General features: G+C 57.2%; 13 protein-coding genes and 1 pseudogene. 7 read left to right on the top strand and 7 right to left on the bottom strand.

Going from position 1 to position 15,494, the window contains the following annotated elements; genetic code table 11:
• Positions 1-30 precede the first annotated feature (30 nt).
• From CPH80_RS15010 to hrpB, 5 genes and pseudogenes are all read left to right on the top strand, one after another.
• Positions 31-1,122, top strand: a complete 1,092-nt coding sequence (locus CPH80_RS15010) for a COX15/CtaA family protein (protein WP_096281660.1) — start codon at positions 31-33, stop codon at positions 1,120-1,122.
• Positions 1,119-2,039 carry a heme o synthase gene (gene cyoE / locus CPH80_RS15005; protein ID WP_096279028.1) on the top strand — a complete coding sequence of 307 codons (921 nt, stop codon included), beginning with the start codon at positions 1,119-1,121 and terminating at the stop codon, positions 2,037-2,039. The genes CPH80_RS15010 and cyoE overlap by 4 nt, the downstream gene beginning before the upstream one ends.
• Positions 2,040-2,095: 56 nt before the next feature.
• Positions 2,096-2,761, top strand: coding sequence for an SCO family protein (locus tag CPH80_RS15000; RefSeq protein ID WP_096279026.1), 666 nt, complete (start codon positions 2,096-2,098; stop codon positions 2,759-2,761).
• A gap of 97 nt (positions 2,762-2,858) precedes the next feature.
• A complete protein-coding gene (locus CPH80_RS14995) occupies positions 2,859-4,073 on the top strand; it encodes a YbfB/YjiJ family MFS transporter (RefSeq protein WP_096279024.1) in 1,215 nt (404 codons plus the stop codon).
• Positions 4,074-4,080: 7 nt separating this feature from the next.
• Positions 4,081-6,569: pseudogene (hrpB, locus tag CPH80_RS14990) on the top strand (ATP-dependent helicase HrpB).
• 9 nt (positions 6,570-6,578) lie between these two features.
• On the opposite strand, the gene CPH80_RS14985 reads toward hrpB, so the two are convergent.
• Positions 6,579-6,947, bottom strand: coding sequence for a DUF6746 family protein (locus CPH80_RS14985; RefSeq protein WP_096279022.1), 369 nt, complete (start codon positions 6,945-6,947; stop codon positions 6,579-6,581).
• 145 nt (positions 6,948-7,092) lie between these two features.
• Here CPH80_RS14985 and CPH80_RS14980 point away from each other — a divergent pair, with 145 nt between their 5' ends.
• Positions 7,093-7,911, top strand: a complete 819-nt coding sequence (locus CPH80_RS14980; protein ID WP_096279020.1) for an ATP-grasp domain-containing protein — start codon at positions 7,093-7,095, stop codon at positions 7,909-7,911.
• A gap of 17 nt (positions 7,912-7,928) precedes the next feature.
• Here the strand turns inward: CPH80_RS14980 and CPH80_RS14975 are convergent, their stop codons facing one another.
• Both CPH80_RS14975 and CPH80_RS14970 read right to left on the bottom strand, forming a co-directional pair.
• Positions 7,929-8,567, bottom strand: a complete 639-nt coding sequence (locus CPH80_RS14975; protein ID WP_157746904.1) for a fatty acid cis/trans isomerase — start codon at positions 8,565-8,567, stop codon at positions 7,929-7,931.
• Positions 8,560-9,651, bottom strand: coding sequence for a fatty acid cis/trans isomerase (locus CPH80_RS14970; RefSeq protein WP_096279017.1), 1,092 nt, complete (start codon positions 9,649-9,651; stop codon positions 8,560-8,562). The genes CPH80_RS14975 and CPH80_RS14970 overlap by 8 nt, the downstream gene beginning before the upstream one ends.
• 128 nt (positions 9,652-9,779) lie before the next feature.
• On the opposite strand from CPH80_RS14970, the gene CPH80_RS14965 reads away from it, so the two are divergent.
• Entirely contained in the window at positions 9,780-10,955 is a 1,176-nt protein-coding gene (locus CPH80_RS14965) for a type III PLP-dependent enzyme (RefSeq protein ID WP_096279015.1), read from the top strand.
• A gap of 40 nt (positions 10,956-10,995) precedes the next feature.
• Here the strand turns inward: CPH80_RS14965 and CPH80_RS14960 are convergent, their stop codons facing one another.
• Genes CPH80_RS14960 through CPH80_RS14945 form a run of 4 tightly spaced genes read right to left on the bottom strand, consistent with a single transcriptional unit; the run spans position 10,996 to position 15,472 of the window.
• Complete coding sequence (locus tag CPH80_RS14960) at positions 10,996-12,180, bottom strand: CynX/NimT family MFS transporter (RefSeq protein WP_096279013.1); 1,185 nt, start codon at positions 12,178-12,180, stop codon at positions 10,996-10,998.
• Positions 12,181-12,186: 6 nt separating this feature from the next.
• A complete protein-coding gene (locus CPH80_RS14955; RefSeq protein ID WP_071266064.1) occupies positions 12,187-12,582 on the bottom strand; it encodes an ectoine synthase in 396 nt (131 codons plus the stop codon).
• A 50-nt stretch (positions 12,583-12,632) separates the two neighbouring features.
• The gene (locus CPH80_RS14950; RefSeq protein ID WP_096279011.1) at positions 12,633-14,063 is read right to left on the bottom strand and encodes a GTPase/DUF3482 domain-containing protein; all 1,431 of its coding nucleotides are present in this window, start codon (positions 14,061-14,063) and stop codon (positions 12,633-12,635) included.
• A complete protein-coding gene (locus CPH80_RS14945) occupies positions 14,060-15,472 on the bottom strand; it encodes a DUF2868 domain-containing protein (RefSeq protein WP_096279009.1) in 1,413 nt (470 codons plus the stop codon). Before CPH80_RS14945 ends, CPH80_RS14950 begins: the two co-directional genes overlap by 4 nt.
• Between the last annotated feature and the right edge of the window lie 22 nt (positions 15,473-15,494).

The raw sequence follows: 15,494 nt of genomic DNA, 5'->3' as shown, positions 1-15,494 counted from the left end.
TTCACCGACAGCCGGCCAAAAACCAGAGCCATGATGAACTGGGCGACATTCTCAGTGGTTCTAGCCGTTGTGGTTATCATGCTGGGCGCTTGGACACGGCTGGTTGATGCAGGGCTGGGCTGCCCCGATTGGCCCGGGTGTTACGGGTTTATGTCCGTGCCCCAGAGCGAGTCGCACATTGCCATAGCCAATGCACGGTTCCCGGATACGCCGGTGGACGTGGCCAAAGGCTGGCCAGAAATGATTCACCGCTACGCTGCCGGCGCGCTGGGGTTGGTGGTGTTCGGCTTGGCTGCCACCGCAGTGAGGCGGCGCCGCAGCGGCGTGCCCTTCAAACTCCCGCTTTTTATTGCCGGCTTTATTCTGCTTCAGGGTGCCTTCGGCATGTGGACGGTCACCCTAAAACTCTGGCCCCAAGTGGTTGCTCTGCACCTTCTCGGGGGTTTTACGACGATTAGCCTACTTACCCTGCTGACACTCCGGCTACGAAAGTTCTCGGCAGCGCAGGCTATTTCTGCGAGTTCAGCGCGACAAGTACAGCCAATGCCCGCCGAACCGGCTTCCAGCCTCGCCAGTTTTCGCCCTTGGCTTTACGGCGGTTTGTTACTCATTATTTTGCAGATTGCCCTAGGAGCCTGGACCGCCGCGAACTATGCTGCCGTCGCCTGCCCAGATTTGCCAACCTGCCAAGGCCAATGGTGGCCAGAAGGCATGGATTTCCAGCATGGCTTTGATATCACTCAGCATGTCGGCCCTAACTATCTGGGCGGGCAACTCACGGCGGATGGCCGGGTAGCGATACACGTAACCCACAGGGTAGGTGCTCTAGTAACACTGGCCTATTTCAGTATTCTACTGGTATTGATCTGGCGCCGAAGCCCTAGCAGGGAATTACACGGCCCGGTGCGGCTGGTTGCTGCCGCGCTGGCAGCACAAATTGCGCTCGGGCTCGCCAACGTGCTGTTCTATATTCCCCTGCCGATTGCAGTGGCCCACAACGCCATGGGCGCCGGGCTGCTGCTGTCGATGATTTACTTGATCTGGCGGCACCATCTGCTGCCACAGACGCAAACTTCAATCGCAACACACACAACAACGATGCATCAGGAGGTTACGGCATGAGTGAGCAAGTGGACGTACTGCCGGCCCAGGGAGCTTCCAGCCAATCCGCCCGTTCGATTTCATGGCGGGATTACTTGGAGCTGACCAAGCCCAAAGTTGTGGCCTTGATGATCCTAACATCGGTCATCGGCATGCTACTGGCCACCACCGGTTTACCCGGCTTGGGTGTGCTGATCTGGGGCAACATGGGCATCGCCTTCCTTGCCGGCGCCGCAGCCGTGGTCAACCACGTTGTCGATCAGAAGATTGATACCGTGATGGCACGCACCCGTAAGCGGCCGGTGGCCACCGGCAAGATCTCCTCGGTAGAAGCGATCGTGTTTGCCGTACTGCTAGCTAGTGTTGGCATGTTCGTGTTGATGTGGCAGGTAAATCATCTAACCGCATGGCTCACTCTAGCCTCTCTGGTGGGTTATGCCGGCGTTTACACCTTGTTCCTAAAACGGGCAACGCCCCAAAATATCACCATCGGTGGCCTCGCTGGCGCCATGCCACCTTTACTGGGCTGGACAGCCGTAACCGGCCAAGTTGATGGCCATGCTTTATTGCTGGTGCTGATTATTTTCGCCTGGACCCCGCCGCACTTCTGGGCGCTGGCCATTCACCGCAAAGAAGAATATGCGAAGGCAGGCATTCCCATGCTGCCCGTCACCCACGGGAACAAATACACCGAACTTCACATCCTGCTGTACACCCTAATTTTGCTGGCGGTAAGCCTGCTACCCTTTGTCACAGGCATGTCCGGCTGGATTTACTTGGCGGGTGCTTTGGTACTCGGTCTGCGCTTCCTCCACTACGCTATTCGGTTGCTGAAAGGCGACGACCGCCGAGTAGCGCTAAACACCTTCAAATACTCCATCACTTACCTAATGGCGCTGTTTGTGATACTCCTCGTAGACCACTACGTGTTTTTCTAACACTTACCCTCCTCTGGACACTGTGTATAAACGGAGAAAGCTAAGTTGGAGTCACAATGAATCGCTCAGTTCAAATAACGTTGGTTGTTCTTGTATTGGCCGTGGTTCTGGTTTTTGGTTTGGTCGTTGGGCGCCAAGTGTTTCAGGTGGGCAACGTGGAGCCTGAACCTGCTCCAGATTTGGCTGAGATGAACACCTATGTTTATGACCAGCCACGGCCTCTGGCAGAGTTCACGCTAACCAACGAAAATGGCGAAACCGTAACCCGGGAAAGCCTCCGGGGCCGGTGGACGTTCGCGTTTGTGGGCTACACCAACTGCCCGGATGTTTGTCCAGCGGCGATGGCCAACCTGCGACGTACCGATAAATTGCTGTCGAATGAGCTGCCGCAGCCGGATTATCTACTTGTCACCGCCGATCCGGAGCACGACACGCCAGGAAAGCTCAAAGACTACACTGCATTTTTTGGTGAGAACTTCCACGGCCTGACCGGAGACTTGGAAACACTGCGAAAGCTGACCACGAGCCTGAGTGCGGTTTTCGTGCACCGTCAGGTAGATGGCGAGCTGCTGGTAGATCACAGCGGGCATTTTGCATTGCTGAACCCGGATGGCGAGTTGGCGGCACTTATTCAGCCGCCTCATCACCCGGAGGAGATGGCCGAGGCTTTTGAGCGCATTTATGAATGGACCAAAGCCAATCGCGAGAAAACTCGCTCTTAATAGGGTTTAGCGGGCTGCTCTGCTAAGGTCAAACTGACATGGCGGCGGGACTCGCATAGACTGCCCGGCTGAAAATACACTCGCCGGAACCCACAGCATGTACCAACAGAACAGCACAACCCCGAAAGAGCTCTTTAGCGTCCTGGCCGCTGGTGCCATTATGCTGATGGTTGTGCACGGGCTCGGCCGTTTTATCTACACCCCGCTGTTGCCCTATCTAGTAGACGACGGTCAGTTCACTGCGCCGGAGGGTGCGGCGGTCGCTACCTGGAACTACCTTGGTTACCTTATGGGTGCCATTCTGGCTATCCGCTGGCACAGGGTTAGTCAGATCCGCGTAATGCTGCCGGCGTTTCTGGCAGTTCATGTCGTTACCGCTCTGCTGGTTACTCAAACGGACAACCTCACTGCTATCTCTGCCAGCCGCTGGCTGAACGGGGTCGCTAACGGGGTGATTTTCGTACAGGCGCCGGCGTTGATTCTCGAGTGGTTGGTGCTGCGCAACAGGGCCAGTATGAGCGGGCTGGTGTATATAGGCGTGGGCTTGGGTTTGTTGGTATCCAGCGGGCTGGTCACCGGTAGTGCCGACTGGCTGGAGGGCGCCGAGCGCTGGTGGCCAGCGGCCCTGCTCTCCATTCCGCTTGCGGTATGGAGCGCGCGCAGGTTGTCTCAGCTGGAGTTGCCGGATGAGGCGCGCGGTAGTGACGGCAAGGCCGTAGCCACAACCCCCCTATTCGACCGTGCCAGTATTCCTCTGTTCCTGTCGTACGGCGGTGCCGGGTTAGGCTACATTCTGCCCCTTACATTTCTGCCCCTGTTGGCAAAAATGGAGCTTGCAGCGGGTCACTGGTTGCTTGATGGAACTTGGGTCATTGTTGCCCTGTGTACTATCCCGGCTGCCTGGGTGTGGAATCGGCTAGGCACAAAAATGGGCGACCTTCCCGCACTGAAACTGAACTTTCTGATTCAACTGGCAGGCGTGTTGGCCGCCGTGCTCTGGCCCGGCACTATCGGCCTAATGCTGTGCGCTGCTCTGGTGGGCAGCACCTTCCTTGGCACAGTGTTACTTACCCAGCGCGTTGCCCGCGCTCTGCACCCGCACCAGGGGCCGCGGCTGTCTGCCGCCATGGTTGCGCTCTACGGCTTCACCCAAATGGTTGGTCCGTGGCTGACCAAACAATGGCTCGATGCCGGTGGTTCCCTGGCCTCCGCCTTTAGTATCGGAGTGGGAGCACTGGCCTTCGGCCTGATATTCGTGTTCTTCGTGCCCCGCCCCGAAGTTTGGCATGCGCGAACTCTCCGCTTTGACTGATAAAAAAGTGCTCCCAATAGACCATATTCTCCCAGAGCTGAAACAAACCCTGGAGCAAACCACCACAGCCCTGTTGCAGGCGCCTCCGGGTGCCGGTAAAACCACACGTGTGCCTCTAGCCCTGCTGGACGCAAGCTGGCGGCAGGGGCGCAAAATCCTGATGTTGGAACCAAGGCGCCTGGCGGCCCGTACGGCTGCAAGATACATGGCAGCGCAACTGGGCGAAAAGCCCGGGCAAACCGTAGGCTACCGAACGCGGCTGGACACCAGAGTGTCTGGCGCGACCTGCATAGAAGTTGTGACCGAAGGCATTCTTACCCGGCTGATCCAGAGTGACCCTATGCTGGAAGACTACGCCGCCGTGCTGTTTGATGAGTTTCATGAGCGCTCCTTGCAAGCCGACCTTGGGTTGGCCCTGGTGCGCGAGACCCAAGAAGCACTGCGAGAAGATCTTCGGGTGCTGGTGATGTCCGCTACGCTGGATACAGCGCCTATAGCCCGCTTGCTTGGGGATGTGCCCGTGTTGAGCAGCGAGGGGCGGGCGTACCCAGTGGGCGTATTCTACCGCCCCACGCCCGCCACACAGCGCAACCCAAGGTTGGTGGATCAGGTGGTGGCTGTGGTTACTGAAGCCTTGGCGCAGCAGCCAGGCTCGGTGCTGGTGTTTCTGCCGGGGGCCGGGGAAATTCACCGGGTAGCTCAGGCGCTGGCCGGGCAGGTGGCCCAGAGTGTTGTGATTGCGCCTCTGTTTGGCAACCTCAAAGCGGCAGAACAGGACCAGGCCATTGCGCCGGCAGCGGTGGGCACCCGCAAAGTGGTGTTGGCAACGGCGATTGCCGAAACCAGCCTGACCATCGAAGGTGTGCGCGTGGTGGTTGATAGTGGGCAGCAGCGCCGCGCGGTGTTTGATGCCAACAGCGGAATGACGCGGCTGGTGACCGGGCGGGTCTCGAAAGCCTCGGCTGAGCAGCGCAAAGGCCGCGCCGGGCGGATTGAGCCGGGCGTGTGTTACCGGTTATGGAGCGAGTCGGAGCAGTTTGGGCTGGCGGACTATACGCCGCCGGAGATTCGCGAGGCAGATCTGGCGCCACTGGTGCTTGAGTTGGCCCAGTGGGGCGCTCGCACGGCAGATCAACTGGTATGGATCGAGCCCCCGCCCCCGCACACTGGCAACAAGCTGTGGAGCTGCTGCAGTGGCTGGATATGTTGGATGACGAAGGCGCGATTACCGAGCACGGCAAATCAGCGCGGGCACTGGGCATTCACCCTCGGCTGGCGCACATGGTTTTGTTGGCGCGATCGCTTGGGCTGGGCAGACTGGCGGCGGAACTGGCCGCGCTGCTGGAAGACCGGGATCTGTTAGGGCCGGGTGCTGGGGCGGATATGCATGAGCGTATAAGGGTGTTGCGGGGCGAGCGTGGCTCACCGCGCATAGACCCGCATCGGCTGCAGGCGCTGCGCCAGCAGGCAAAGCGCTTGTCTGAACCTGGTGCCCCTAAACAAAGCGAACAAGAGCCTGTACCAACGGCCACAGAGGTTGGGCGTTTGTTAGCACTCGCTTATCCTGATCGCATTGGCAAACGCCGGTCCGGAGATACGCCACGCTATCAGCTAAGCAATGGCAAAGGGGCCTTGTTGCGCGAAGACGATGGGCTGGCACGGCATGAATGGCTGGTGGCCGCAGACCTGGATGGTAAGGCCAAGGAGGCAAGAATCTATCTGGCAGCGCCGGTGGATTTGCCAACGCTGGAAGCCGATCTGGCGGCCCATATTCGTGAGCAAAACGAGGCAGAATGGGATGATAAGCGCGGCACAGTGGTTGCTCAGCAGACCCGCCGGCTGGGCGCACTGCTTCTTACCACGAAATCTCTGGCCAAACCTTCACCCGAGTTGATTCAGCAAGGTCTATTAGCAGCAGTAAGGCGAAAAGGGCTGGACAGCCTGCCATGGACGCCGGGGGCCAGGCAGTGGCAGGCACGGGTCACTCTGCTGGCCAAACACTTTCCCGACCAGTGGCCTGACGTCAGTGAGCAGGCGCTAACCGGCACGTTGGAACAGTGGTTGGCGCCCTTCCTGACTGGCATCAACCGGTGGTCTGAATTAGCCAGGCTGAACCTGCAGAATGCCTTGAATAGTCTGCTGGAATACCCGCAACAGCAGCGGCTGGCGGAACTTGCGCCTAGCGCCCTGACCATTCCTACTGGAAGCTCCGTGACTCTGGACTACACGGCTGAGAACGGCCCGGTTCTGGCGGCCAAGCTACAGGCGTTGTTCGGCTGGACAAGAACGCCGGAAGTGGCGGGCGGCAAGGTGCCGGTGCTGATTCACCTGCTTTCGCCGGCGCGACGGCCGCTGGCGGTCACGGCCGACCTAGCCAGCTTCTGGTCTAACGTCTATCCTCAGGTGCGTAAAGACACCCGTGGCCGTTATCCCAAGCATCCCTGGCCAGAAGATCCGCTCACTGCCATTGCCCAGCAGGGCGTCAAAATAAAGTAACTCTGGTGATCACTTCACGATGTTACGACTGGTGGTGAGGTACTGTTCGCCGGCAGAGCGCACGGTATTTGTATCAGCACGTTCGGAAGCTTTGTGCACCTTCTCAAGTGTTTCCTCCAGTTTGTCAATTTCGTCATCCAGCTTCTGCAGTGCGTTTTCCAGAGTATAGGTGAGCTGGTGTACCTCGTTCATGGCTTCCGGAGTTAAATCACCGGTCAGCACGTGTTCCAGCTTGTTGTTGTACTCAGAAAAATTGGCAACCGCCTGTTCCAGAGTCTTTGCGGGCTCGCCCTTGAAGTGATCACTATCGCCCGCGAATACGGCCGTAGCAATCAGCAGTGAGGCGGCGATGGCAGTCATTTGATGAGAAAGAGTCATGGGATAGATCCTTGTTTATTGAATGCGAATTATTATCAATATGTTTAATTTAATCCATGACCATAATCAAATTAACTCATAAAAAGCTTGTGCACCGACCGTAATTGCCTAAAAATCACTCACTTTTATCAGCGCGACCCCGCCCATGAATCTCGTATCGTTTAATGTTTTCCGCACACTCGGCTTGCCCGACACCACTGTACTTAAGCCGGAGTATTTCCTGAGCCATAAAGAATTGCTGCGCAATGCAGACTGGGTACTGTTCCCCGAATACTGGCAGCTCAATGCCCTGGTGCATGGCTTGAAATGCCGGGTTTTCCCCAGCGTCGCCAGCTATCGCATTGGTCATGACAAGGTGGAAATGACCCGTGCTTTTGAGGCGGTAGCACCGGAACATATTCCCTGGACAATCATCGAAGCCAATGGCCCTCATGAGCGCGAGCACATCTGGAGTGTTATGGCACTGCCCTTCGTGGCGAAGCTACCCAAAGCCAGCATGGGCGAGGGTGTTTGGCTGATTGAAACCCATGACGACTGGCGCACGTACTGCGAGCGCACAGAGGTTCTGTACGTACAGGAATACCTGCCGTTGGATCGCGACGCGCGTATTGTGGTGGTGGGCGATAAAGTTGTAACAGCTTACTGGCGTACACAGGCTGACCAGGGCTTTTATAACAACGTGTCTAAGGGTGGCCGGATTGACAACAGCCCGGTGCCCGCAGTGATGATCGACTTGGCCCTGCGGCTCGCACGGGACCTGGAAGTGGATCACGCAGGTTTTGATATCGCCCTAGTGGCAGGCTACCCGTACGTGCTGGAGTTCAACCGCTTATTTGGGAATCAGGGGCTCGGTCAAGGCAGCGACCTGACGGACGCTATCTTGGAGTACCTGCAGCAACATGGTGAGCCCCGAGATCCTGGTGGCTCTAATACCCCCGAGCCAATCCGCCCTTTGGCGGTCTGAACCCCGGGGCTGGTTGCCTACAGATTCTTGTAACGGTTGATGTCGAAAATGCCCGACTGCAGAGGCTGATGCTCCTGCTGCCATGCCGTAATGTCTTGAAGAATATCCCAAAAACGCCGGTGGGTGCGGCGTACACCCCACACCCCCACTACCGCTTCAAAAGCTTTGGGTTCCTCTGCTTTTAAGGATTTCATTCGGGCTTTGAACAGCCCCAGTTGCGCTGCGGGAACATCAAATATGAAGTTAGGGTAGCTGCCGATGATTCCCGGGTAGATGGTCAGTTTGTCGCTCTTTGGCTGGTAGCGCAGACCCTCTCCCAGAAGGAAGGCAACGCTGCTGTGTGCGCGGTCGCGGATAACCGTATACACCGTGCGCGCTCCTTCTTTGTTGTACACCCTCAAAAAGGTTACCTCGGGCAGGTAGTTTATTGCAGGCAGGAACTCGGCCCTGGTAGCGGCCAGCTCTGAAAGCACCTGATCCGCTTCGCGAATCCATTCTGGTTCGTCTTTTCGGCCACAATCACTGCCGCCGCATCGGTTTATGGGGTCATCCTGTTCTGCGTTCAGTTCGCTGAAGTTCAACAGCAGGCGTGCTCCTAGCTCCTCGTTAAAGGCCGAGGTAGCATAAGGCACCTGAGACGGGGTTGTTTCATCCACGCTGCACGGAGGCATTGTCGTGATGGCGGAAAATGGTCAGTAGGGCATTGGTGTTGTCGCCATCGCCGTAGGCTTGGTTCCGCAGTTTGAGATACTGGTTGCGCTTGCCTTTGTAGTCGCTCCAGTTGTCTCCCAGATCCAGCAAGGCGCTGTCCTGCCCCGGCAACGCCAGTAATGGCGTCACTTCTTCACGATACTCTGCATGGGTTACATACAGGTCGTTTTCCGGGTCGTGATAGGTCACCCAAAAGTGATCACGGATCACATCGGTGGCTATCTGGCCACGGCACACAGGCCCGCGAATGAAGGTGCGGGTAAAGTACTCTGCATTATCCAGCATGAACTGGTAGCGGGCTTTTGCTGGGATTGCGGCAAAGGTGGCGAATGGATTGGCGCGGCTTTCCCGGCTGTAATCCGGCACTGTGTCTGCCTGCCAGTCGGTCGCTTCAAACAGCTCACGTGTGCGCTCAAATTGTTTTTCCCCAAAACCGAGGGTTATGTGGCGCTTGTGCACAATACTGCCCGCCACCGGGCGCAGGCGATAGTACACCGAACCTTTGGGGTCATCGTTGGGGCGGCGGGTCGCGATGATGTCGATGGGGACATCTGGCATGGTGTAGGAGCGCACGAGTTCGAAGAAGCGCGTATCGGCGCCGTTCTCCTCAAAGTACAGGTGGGCGAGATAGAGATGCTCGTAAATCCAGCGGCTGATCAGTTGCTGGCGCTTGCCGCCCTCATTAAGCCAAGACTCCCAGCGTTGGATATGATTTTGCTCGGCGTCGCTCACTTGGGTAATAAGCGGGCTGATGGCGCCGCCTTGGTTGAGCCAGCCGGTTAATGTGGCGTATTCGTCGTCTGTCAGGCCAGTCATGGCCAGAGGCATGCCCTCGTAGGGGTGGTCGCTGGCGTAGTCAGAAAAGTCGGCGTTGCTGATGCACTGGTTGGCGCGGGACAGCCCGAGCTCTATGTCTTCGGGCAGTTTGCTGTTGGGTGCAAACTCATACTGTTTACCTAGGCGGATCATGTTTTCGAACAGACTGCGGGTTTGGTCGCCCCGGCCTTTCGGCCATTGGAGATATTTCACCGAGGCTTAAGTTATGGGTAGATTTGCTGATATCTGTGGGGTGAGGAAAGCCCGATTATCGCGATTCTTGTTGGGGCCGTTTTGGTTCTGGCGCATCGCTTTATTACCCCTGGGGGGAAACACCATCAATGACCGAGTCAGCCAACGCTAACATTGCCGATTACTACACAGCTGAGACCTTTAACCGGATCAAGGCGTTTGCGGATACCAAAGAAACGCCGTTTGTAGTGATTGATACCGCCACCGTCGATCGTCAGTACGATGAGCTGGTGGACGGCTTCCCTTATGCCAATGTTTATTACGCGGTGAAGGCCAACCCGGCTCCGCAGATTCTGACTATGCTACGGGATAAGGGCGCGAACTTTGATATTGCGTCGGTGTATGAGCTGGAAAAGGTGATGGGGCTCGGCGTTACCGGTGACCGGATCAGTTACGGCAACACCATTAAGAAGGCGCGGGATATTCGTACCTTCTATGAGAAGGGTGTTCGCATGTTTGCCACAGATTCTGAGGCGGATTTGCGTACGCTTGCCAAGGCGGCTCCTGGTGCGAAGGTGTATGTGCGCATTCTGACCGATGGTACACAAACAGCCGACTGGCCGCTTTCTCGCAAGTTTGGGTGTGAGAGTGATATGGCTATGGACTTGTTGATCCTGGCTCGCGACTTGGGTTTGGTACCCTATGGCGTGTCATTCCACGTGGGTTCGCAGCAGCGTGAGATTGGCGCGTGGGATTCGGCTCTGAACAAGGTAAAGGTCATTTTCGAGCGTCTGAAAGAAGAAGACGGCATTGAGCTGAAGATGATCAATATGGGCGGTGGTTTCCCGGCCAATTATATCAATCGTACCAATGAGTTGAGTGTGTATGCGTCGGAGATTACACGCTTCCTGAAGGAAGACTTCGGTGATGAGCTGCCTGAGATTATTATTGAGCCAGGCCGGTCGTTGATTTCCAATGCGGGTGTTCTGGTGAGTGAGGTGGTGCTGATTGCCCGTAAATCTCGTACGGCTCTGCACCGCTGGGTATTTACGGATGTGGGTAAGTTCAACGGGTTAATCGAGACGCTGGATGAGTCGATTAAGTTTCCGATTTGGACGGACAAGAAGGGTGTAGGTGAGGACTGTGTGATTGCCGGGCCGACTTGCGACAGTGCAGACATCATGTACGAGCATCACAAGTACCCGTTGCCGTTGAATCTGGCTATTGGCGATCGTATGTATTGGCTTTCAACAGGAGCCTATACCACGACTTATAGTGCGGTGGAATTTAATGGGTTTCCCCCGCTAAAAGACTACTACATCTAGAGAATAAGGCCTGCTCAATTGGGGTGGGCTGCGAAGCGCTTTACTGACGCTGAAGGTTTAATTTGATTGCTAGGGGAGAAACCAGTATTCCGTAGGCGATCATTACTGCGATGGCGTGTCTTACGTCGCCTGTCCAATCTGATAGCAAGCCGCCTAGCATGGGCACTGCGAAGGCGATGGTGTAGCCGACCAGGAAGTTGCCAGCCGATAGCCGGCCGGTTTCGCTGGTGGGTACCAGCAGCGGTGGCAAGGCCACCATCATGATTAGCAGTGTGCCGGCGGTGAAGCTCATGAATGTTGCGCTGGCGATTGCCCACCATCCGGTAAACGCCAGTGTGCCGAGTGTCCCCAGCAGGCTGAATATCAGCATGATGATCAGTGGGGTTTTTCGGCCGACCCAGTGGCGGGCCATTTTTAACATCAGCAGCGAGGCAAAAACTTGGGCGAAGTTATACCAGAACAGGGCTTCGGTGAGGTTTTCGAACTCGCCTCTTTGTTCCAGCAAGGCTCCCATGTATGCGTTTACGCCGAAAAACAGGGAGCCTGAGACGCCAAGCAGCAGGCCTAATTGCAGTGTGAGCGGATTTTTCCAGTCCGGTAGCCATGCGACTTTGCGCGTGGGCCTGTCCAGGTCGCGTTTGGGCAGGAATAGGGCGGCGGCAACCAGCAGCGCGGGCAATGACCAGACAAGCATCGTTGCGCGCCAGCTGTTGTCCAGCAAAGGCATGATTACTGGGAGGGTGATACCTGCGCCGATGAACTCTCCCATCAGCATGCCGTTCATGTAGATGGCGGAGCCCAAGGCTAGGTTTTTTGGTTCCAACCAACGCGGCAGTAATGCCGGTAAGGCGGGTTGCATCATGGCAACGCCCAGGCCCATAACGGCGCTGGTTGCCATCAGTGTGAGGGTGTCTGGCGCCAGGCCGCGGCCTGCGGAGCCTATGACCATAACAACCATGGCGAGCGCGAGGGTGTTGCGCGGGCCTATACGGGATATGGAGAGCGAGCCGGGCATGGCGCCTATGGCAAGCATCAAGATGGGCAATGTGGTTAGAGCGCCGGTGAGGGTTTGAGAAAGGCCCAGCTCGTCACCGATAAACGGCGCCAGTGGCGGCGCAACCAGTATTGGGATGCGCAGGTAAACACCGGCCAACCAAAGCAACACCGCCACCGGCAGCAGGCTTGCTGTCGATGGCGGTGTTGCTAGGTTTTCAGCAGAAGACAAGAAAGATCAGTCTTCACTGGTATCCGGCAGATACGCGCCGTCTTCGTCGTGCACTTCCTGCCCGGTAACGGGCGGGTTGAACGAGCAGATCAAACGCATGTCTTCAGTGCCGCCACGCAGGGTGTGCTGGTCGTGCTTGTCGAGGGCGTAAAGGGTGCCGTCGGAGATCTCGTGAGTTTCACCGGTTGCTTTGTCGGTAATGGTGCCGTTGCCGGCTACGCAGTAAACCGCTTCCAGGTGATGCTTGTACCACAGGTTAAGTTCGGCACCTGCAGGAATGATGGTCTCGTGGAACGAGAAACCCATACCGTCTTTTTTCAACAGCATACGACGGCTAGTCCAGCCTGGGCCATGCACTTCGCGTTCGGTACCGATGATGTCTTGAACTCGTACAATTTTCATAAGCATTCCTCATTTTTCGATGGAATAGCCATACAGTATAGACATTCATTTCAGGTTTGGTTCAACCGCCAATCCTCGTAACCTGTCATGCATTCCTCTATGGCGATGTGAAATCTATGCCGTTGGTTTTCGTCCAGAGGCTGCTGTTTACGGCACTTGTCCAGCGTTCTCTGAATAGTTTGACGGCTCTGTTTATCGAGACGCTCCAGCCAGTGATGGTCTGCAGGTTCTAAGTCTAGCAGTTCTCTGCCAGCGTGGTTGCGATGGCTTATGTGCCACCAGTGATCCACAGCTCGCCCCAGCACCACGTAACCAAACTGGCTGTCCTGTACTGGGCCGAAGGTGGCGGTTTTCAGACCGTCGCGCAGCAGGCCTATGTTAAGGACTGGCAAGCTGAGTTTGTCACCGTAAAAATAACTGCCTGCGGCTCCGATCAGGCCACCTACCAAGGCCCCGGTGCCCAGCGATGCGCCAAGGGTCAGAGCGTCCAGGCCAGCACCGCTAACGGCGCCTGCACCGAAACCAGCGGTAGCCAGATAACGCTTGTTAACGGCCCAGTGTTTGCGGCTGTCTTCGGAGAACAGATCATGATCGCTGTGCCATTCCAGTTCGGCTTCCTGGCGGCGGATACGCTGGTGCTGATACAGGTGTTCAACTTCCATCCGAAGCGTTTGCTCCCGCTGGCGTTGGTGTTGGTACCAGCGCTGCCGGAGCCGTTCTGCGAGCGTGCTGTCGCTGGTGCCAGCGACCTGATCCAGAGTTAGGGTGCGCTTTTCTTGAAACGACATCATGTCTTTCAGTGCTTTGGCAATAATGCCCGCAGCCTGGGTTTTGCGCCGCTGACGCTGGGTGGATAAATGATGCGTGGCCTGGTCCAGGGCCTGTTCCCAGTCAGGCTCTAGCTGGCCAAAGGCCCGCAAAAGACTCAAATGTTGCTCAAACGGGGCGCGAACCGCGTCGAAGTTGCGCACAACTTGAAAGAACTGCCCCAAAGCCGCCTGCCAGGTTGCGCTGTAATCGTCTGGCCCTATGCTGTTAATCAGCGCAAGGCTGGGCTGACCTGTCCAGCGCAAGATGGTCATCTCTGCCTCGTGCTCGGCGCTGTAAGGGGCGGAGCCATCCACCACGTAGATTATGCCGGCGCCTTCAATCAGCGGGGTCAGCAGCTCACATTCGTCTGTAAAGCGGCCGTCGCCCTGATGCTGCGTAACAAACGCCCGAACCGTTTTGCCGTGATCCGATGCCGACACACTGTGGGCTTCCAGCCACTCCAGAACCCGCCGGGGTCGCTGAAACCCGGGTGTATCCACCAGCGTGTAGAGGGTTTTGCCGTCTACACTCAGTGGGTATGACTGCCGTGCGCGCGTGGTGCCAGGTTCCAGAGCAATGGCGATGGCATCGTTCTGTGACAATGTGGCCACCACGCTGGACTTGCCCTTGTTCGGGTGTCCCACGACGGCAAAGGTAGGTGCGATATTCATTCCATAACTCCCCCGTCCATGTCGGGAACGGCCCCGTGAGCCGGTATAAGGCTGACCGTTATAAACTCCGGCCCGGCCCGCTTGGCAAATCTGAGCCATTGCTGAACTTGATGCGCATCTGGCTCCCGCTCGATGTGAGTAGCCAAGGGCACTAGAACGATCTGCGCTCCCTTTGGCCAGAGTTTACTCGCACTTATTAGAAAATCTTCCAGTTCCCCTGTGGGCGGCTCCCAGCTGCGGGTAACCAGAAGAACAGAGCGGCAAGGTTCCTGTGCCAGTTGCGCGGCTACCTGCTCCAGTGTCTGCTGGTCTTGCGCCAGAGTCATCCTGCCGCCCGCTTTGGCGACTAGGCTTTTGCCCGTACTGAGCGCATCTGGCAGCTCAGGGTCACCGGCGCCAGCCCAGCACAAGACAGTGCGAGCGTCTGGTAATGGCTGCAGGTTCAAATGAGTGTCGGTGTTTGGCTGATCTGAGGCATCGTTGTGGTCGTTGCCAGTATCAAGAGCCGGTGTTTCCATACGGTACATCAACGCGCGCCTTGCTGGGTGGCTGGCCAGTAGATGCCGAGCTTTACGCCGAATGAGTGCGCCCGCCAGCACGTAAAGAACGAGCCGAGGCAGCAGCGCCCAGGTTGTCCAGAGCATAGCGATGAAAGGCCACCACTGGCCCCATCGGGCTGGGTTCATGGTGCCTTCTCCTGTGCTGGCACGAAAAAACCGGGTTGCCTCCACCAGTGGAAATTCAGGCGCGGCGGCTGGCCACAGCCAAGCCCAGGGTGTGGCTATGGTTGTGATTAGGCGGTGATAGCTGCTGGCATCGGTTTCGAGCGTGGTGCTCCAGCCAAATGCGAGATCCTGCAGCACCACCATAACGAGCAAAGTTACCAAGCCGGCCAGCGCAAAACATAGCCCGCCAAGCTGCGCGGCCCGCGCCATCAGCACCGGTTGCAGCTTTATCGAAACGGCGGCTTCCGGGTTGTTTCGGAAACGCCGGAGCAGCGCGCGCCATGGTTGCCAGCCGGCCAGTGACTGAGCCGTGGTCAGTAGCGCCAGTAGAAGCTGGAAGGCCACAAAGGCCAGAATAACGGTTACGTTGATACGCTGGCCGCCGTCGTAGAACAGTAAGCCGAGCATGGCCAGTAAACCGAGTACGGCACCCGCAACCATAAAACCGCTGTTGATCCGGCGCCAGAAACCCAGAGTGCGCGCTGAAGGGGCGACACCTGCGCCAGGGCCGCTGAGATGATTCATATGGGCCATCCAGCGTTTTGGGCTGGGTGCGACGCCTTGCTGTTCGCATGTTAGCGCAAATTTGCGATCCCGCCGGTGCAAAAATGCTGGGGCCTGCCCGTTGTCTCTTTGGGCGCAGGCATCAAAATCCAGCAGTAGGCGGAGGGAATGATCTGTCATGAACGCTTCCGGTTGTGAATTC

It is taken from the genome of Marinobacter sp. LV10R510-11A (assembly GCF_900215155.1).
Lineage (GTDB): Bacteria > Pseudomonadota > Gammaproteobacteria > Pseudomonadales > Oleiphilaceae > Marinobacter.
Note: the sequence above shows the minus strand (reverse complement) of the source record. Positions and strands in the feature narration are given on the sequence as shown.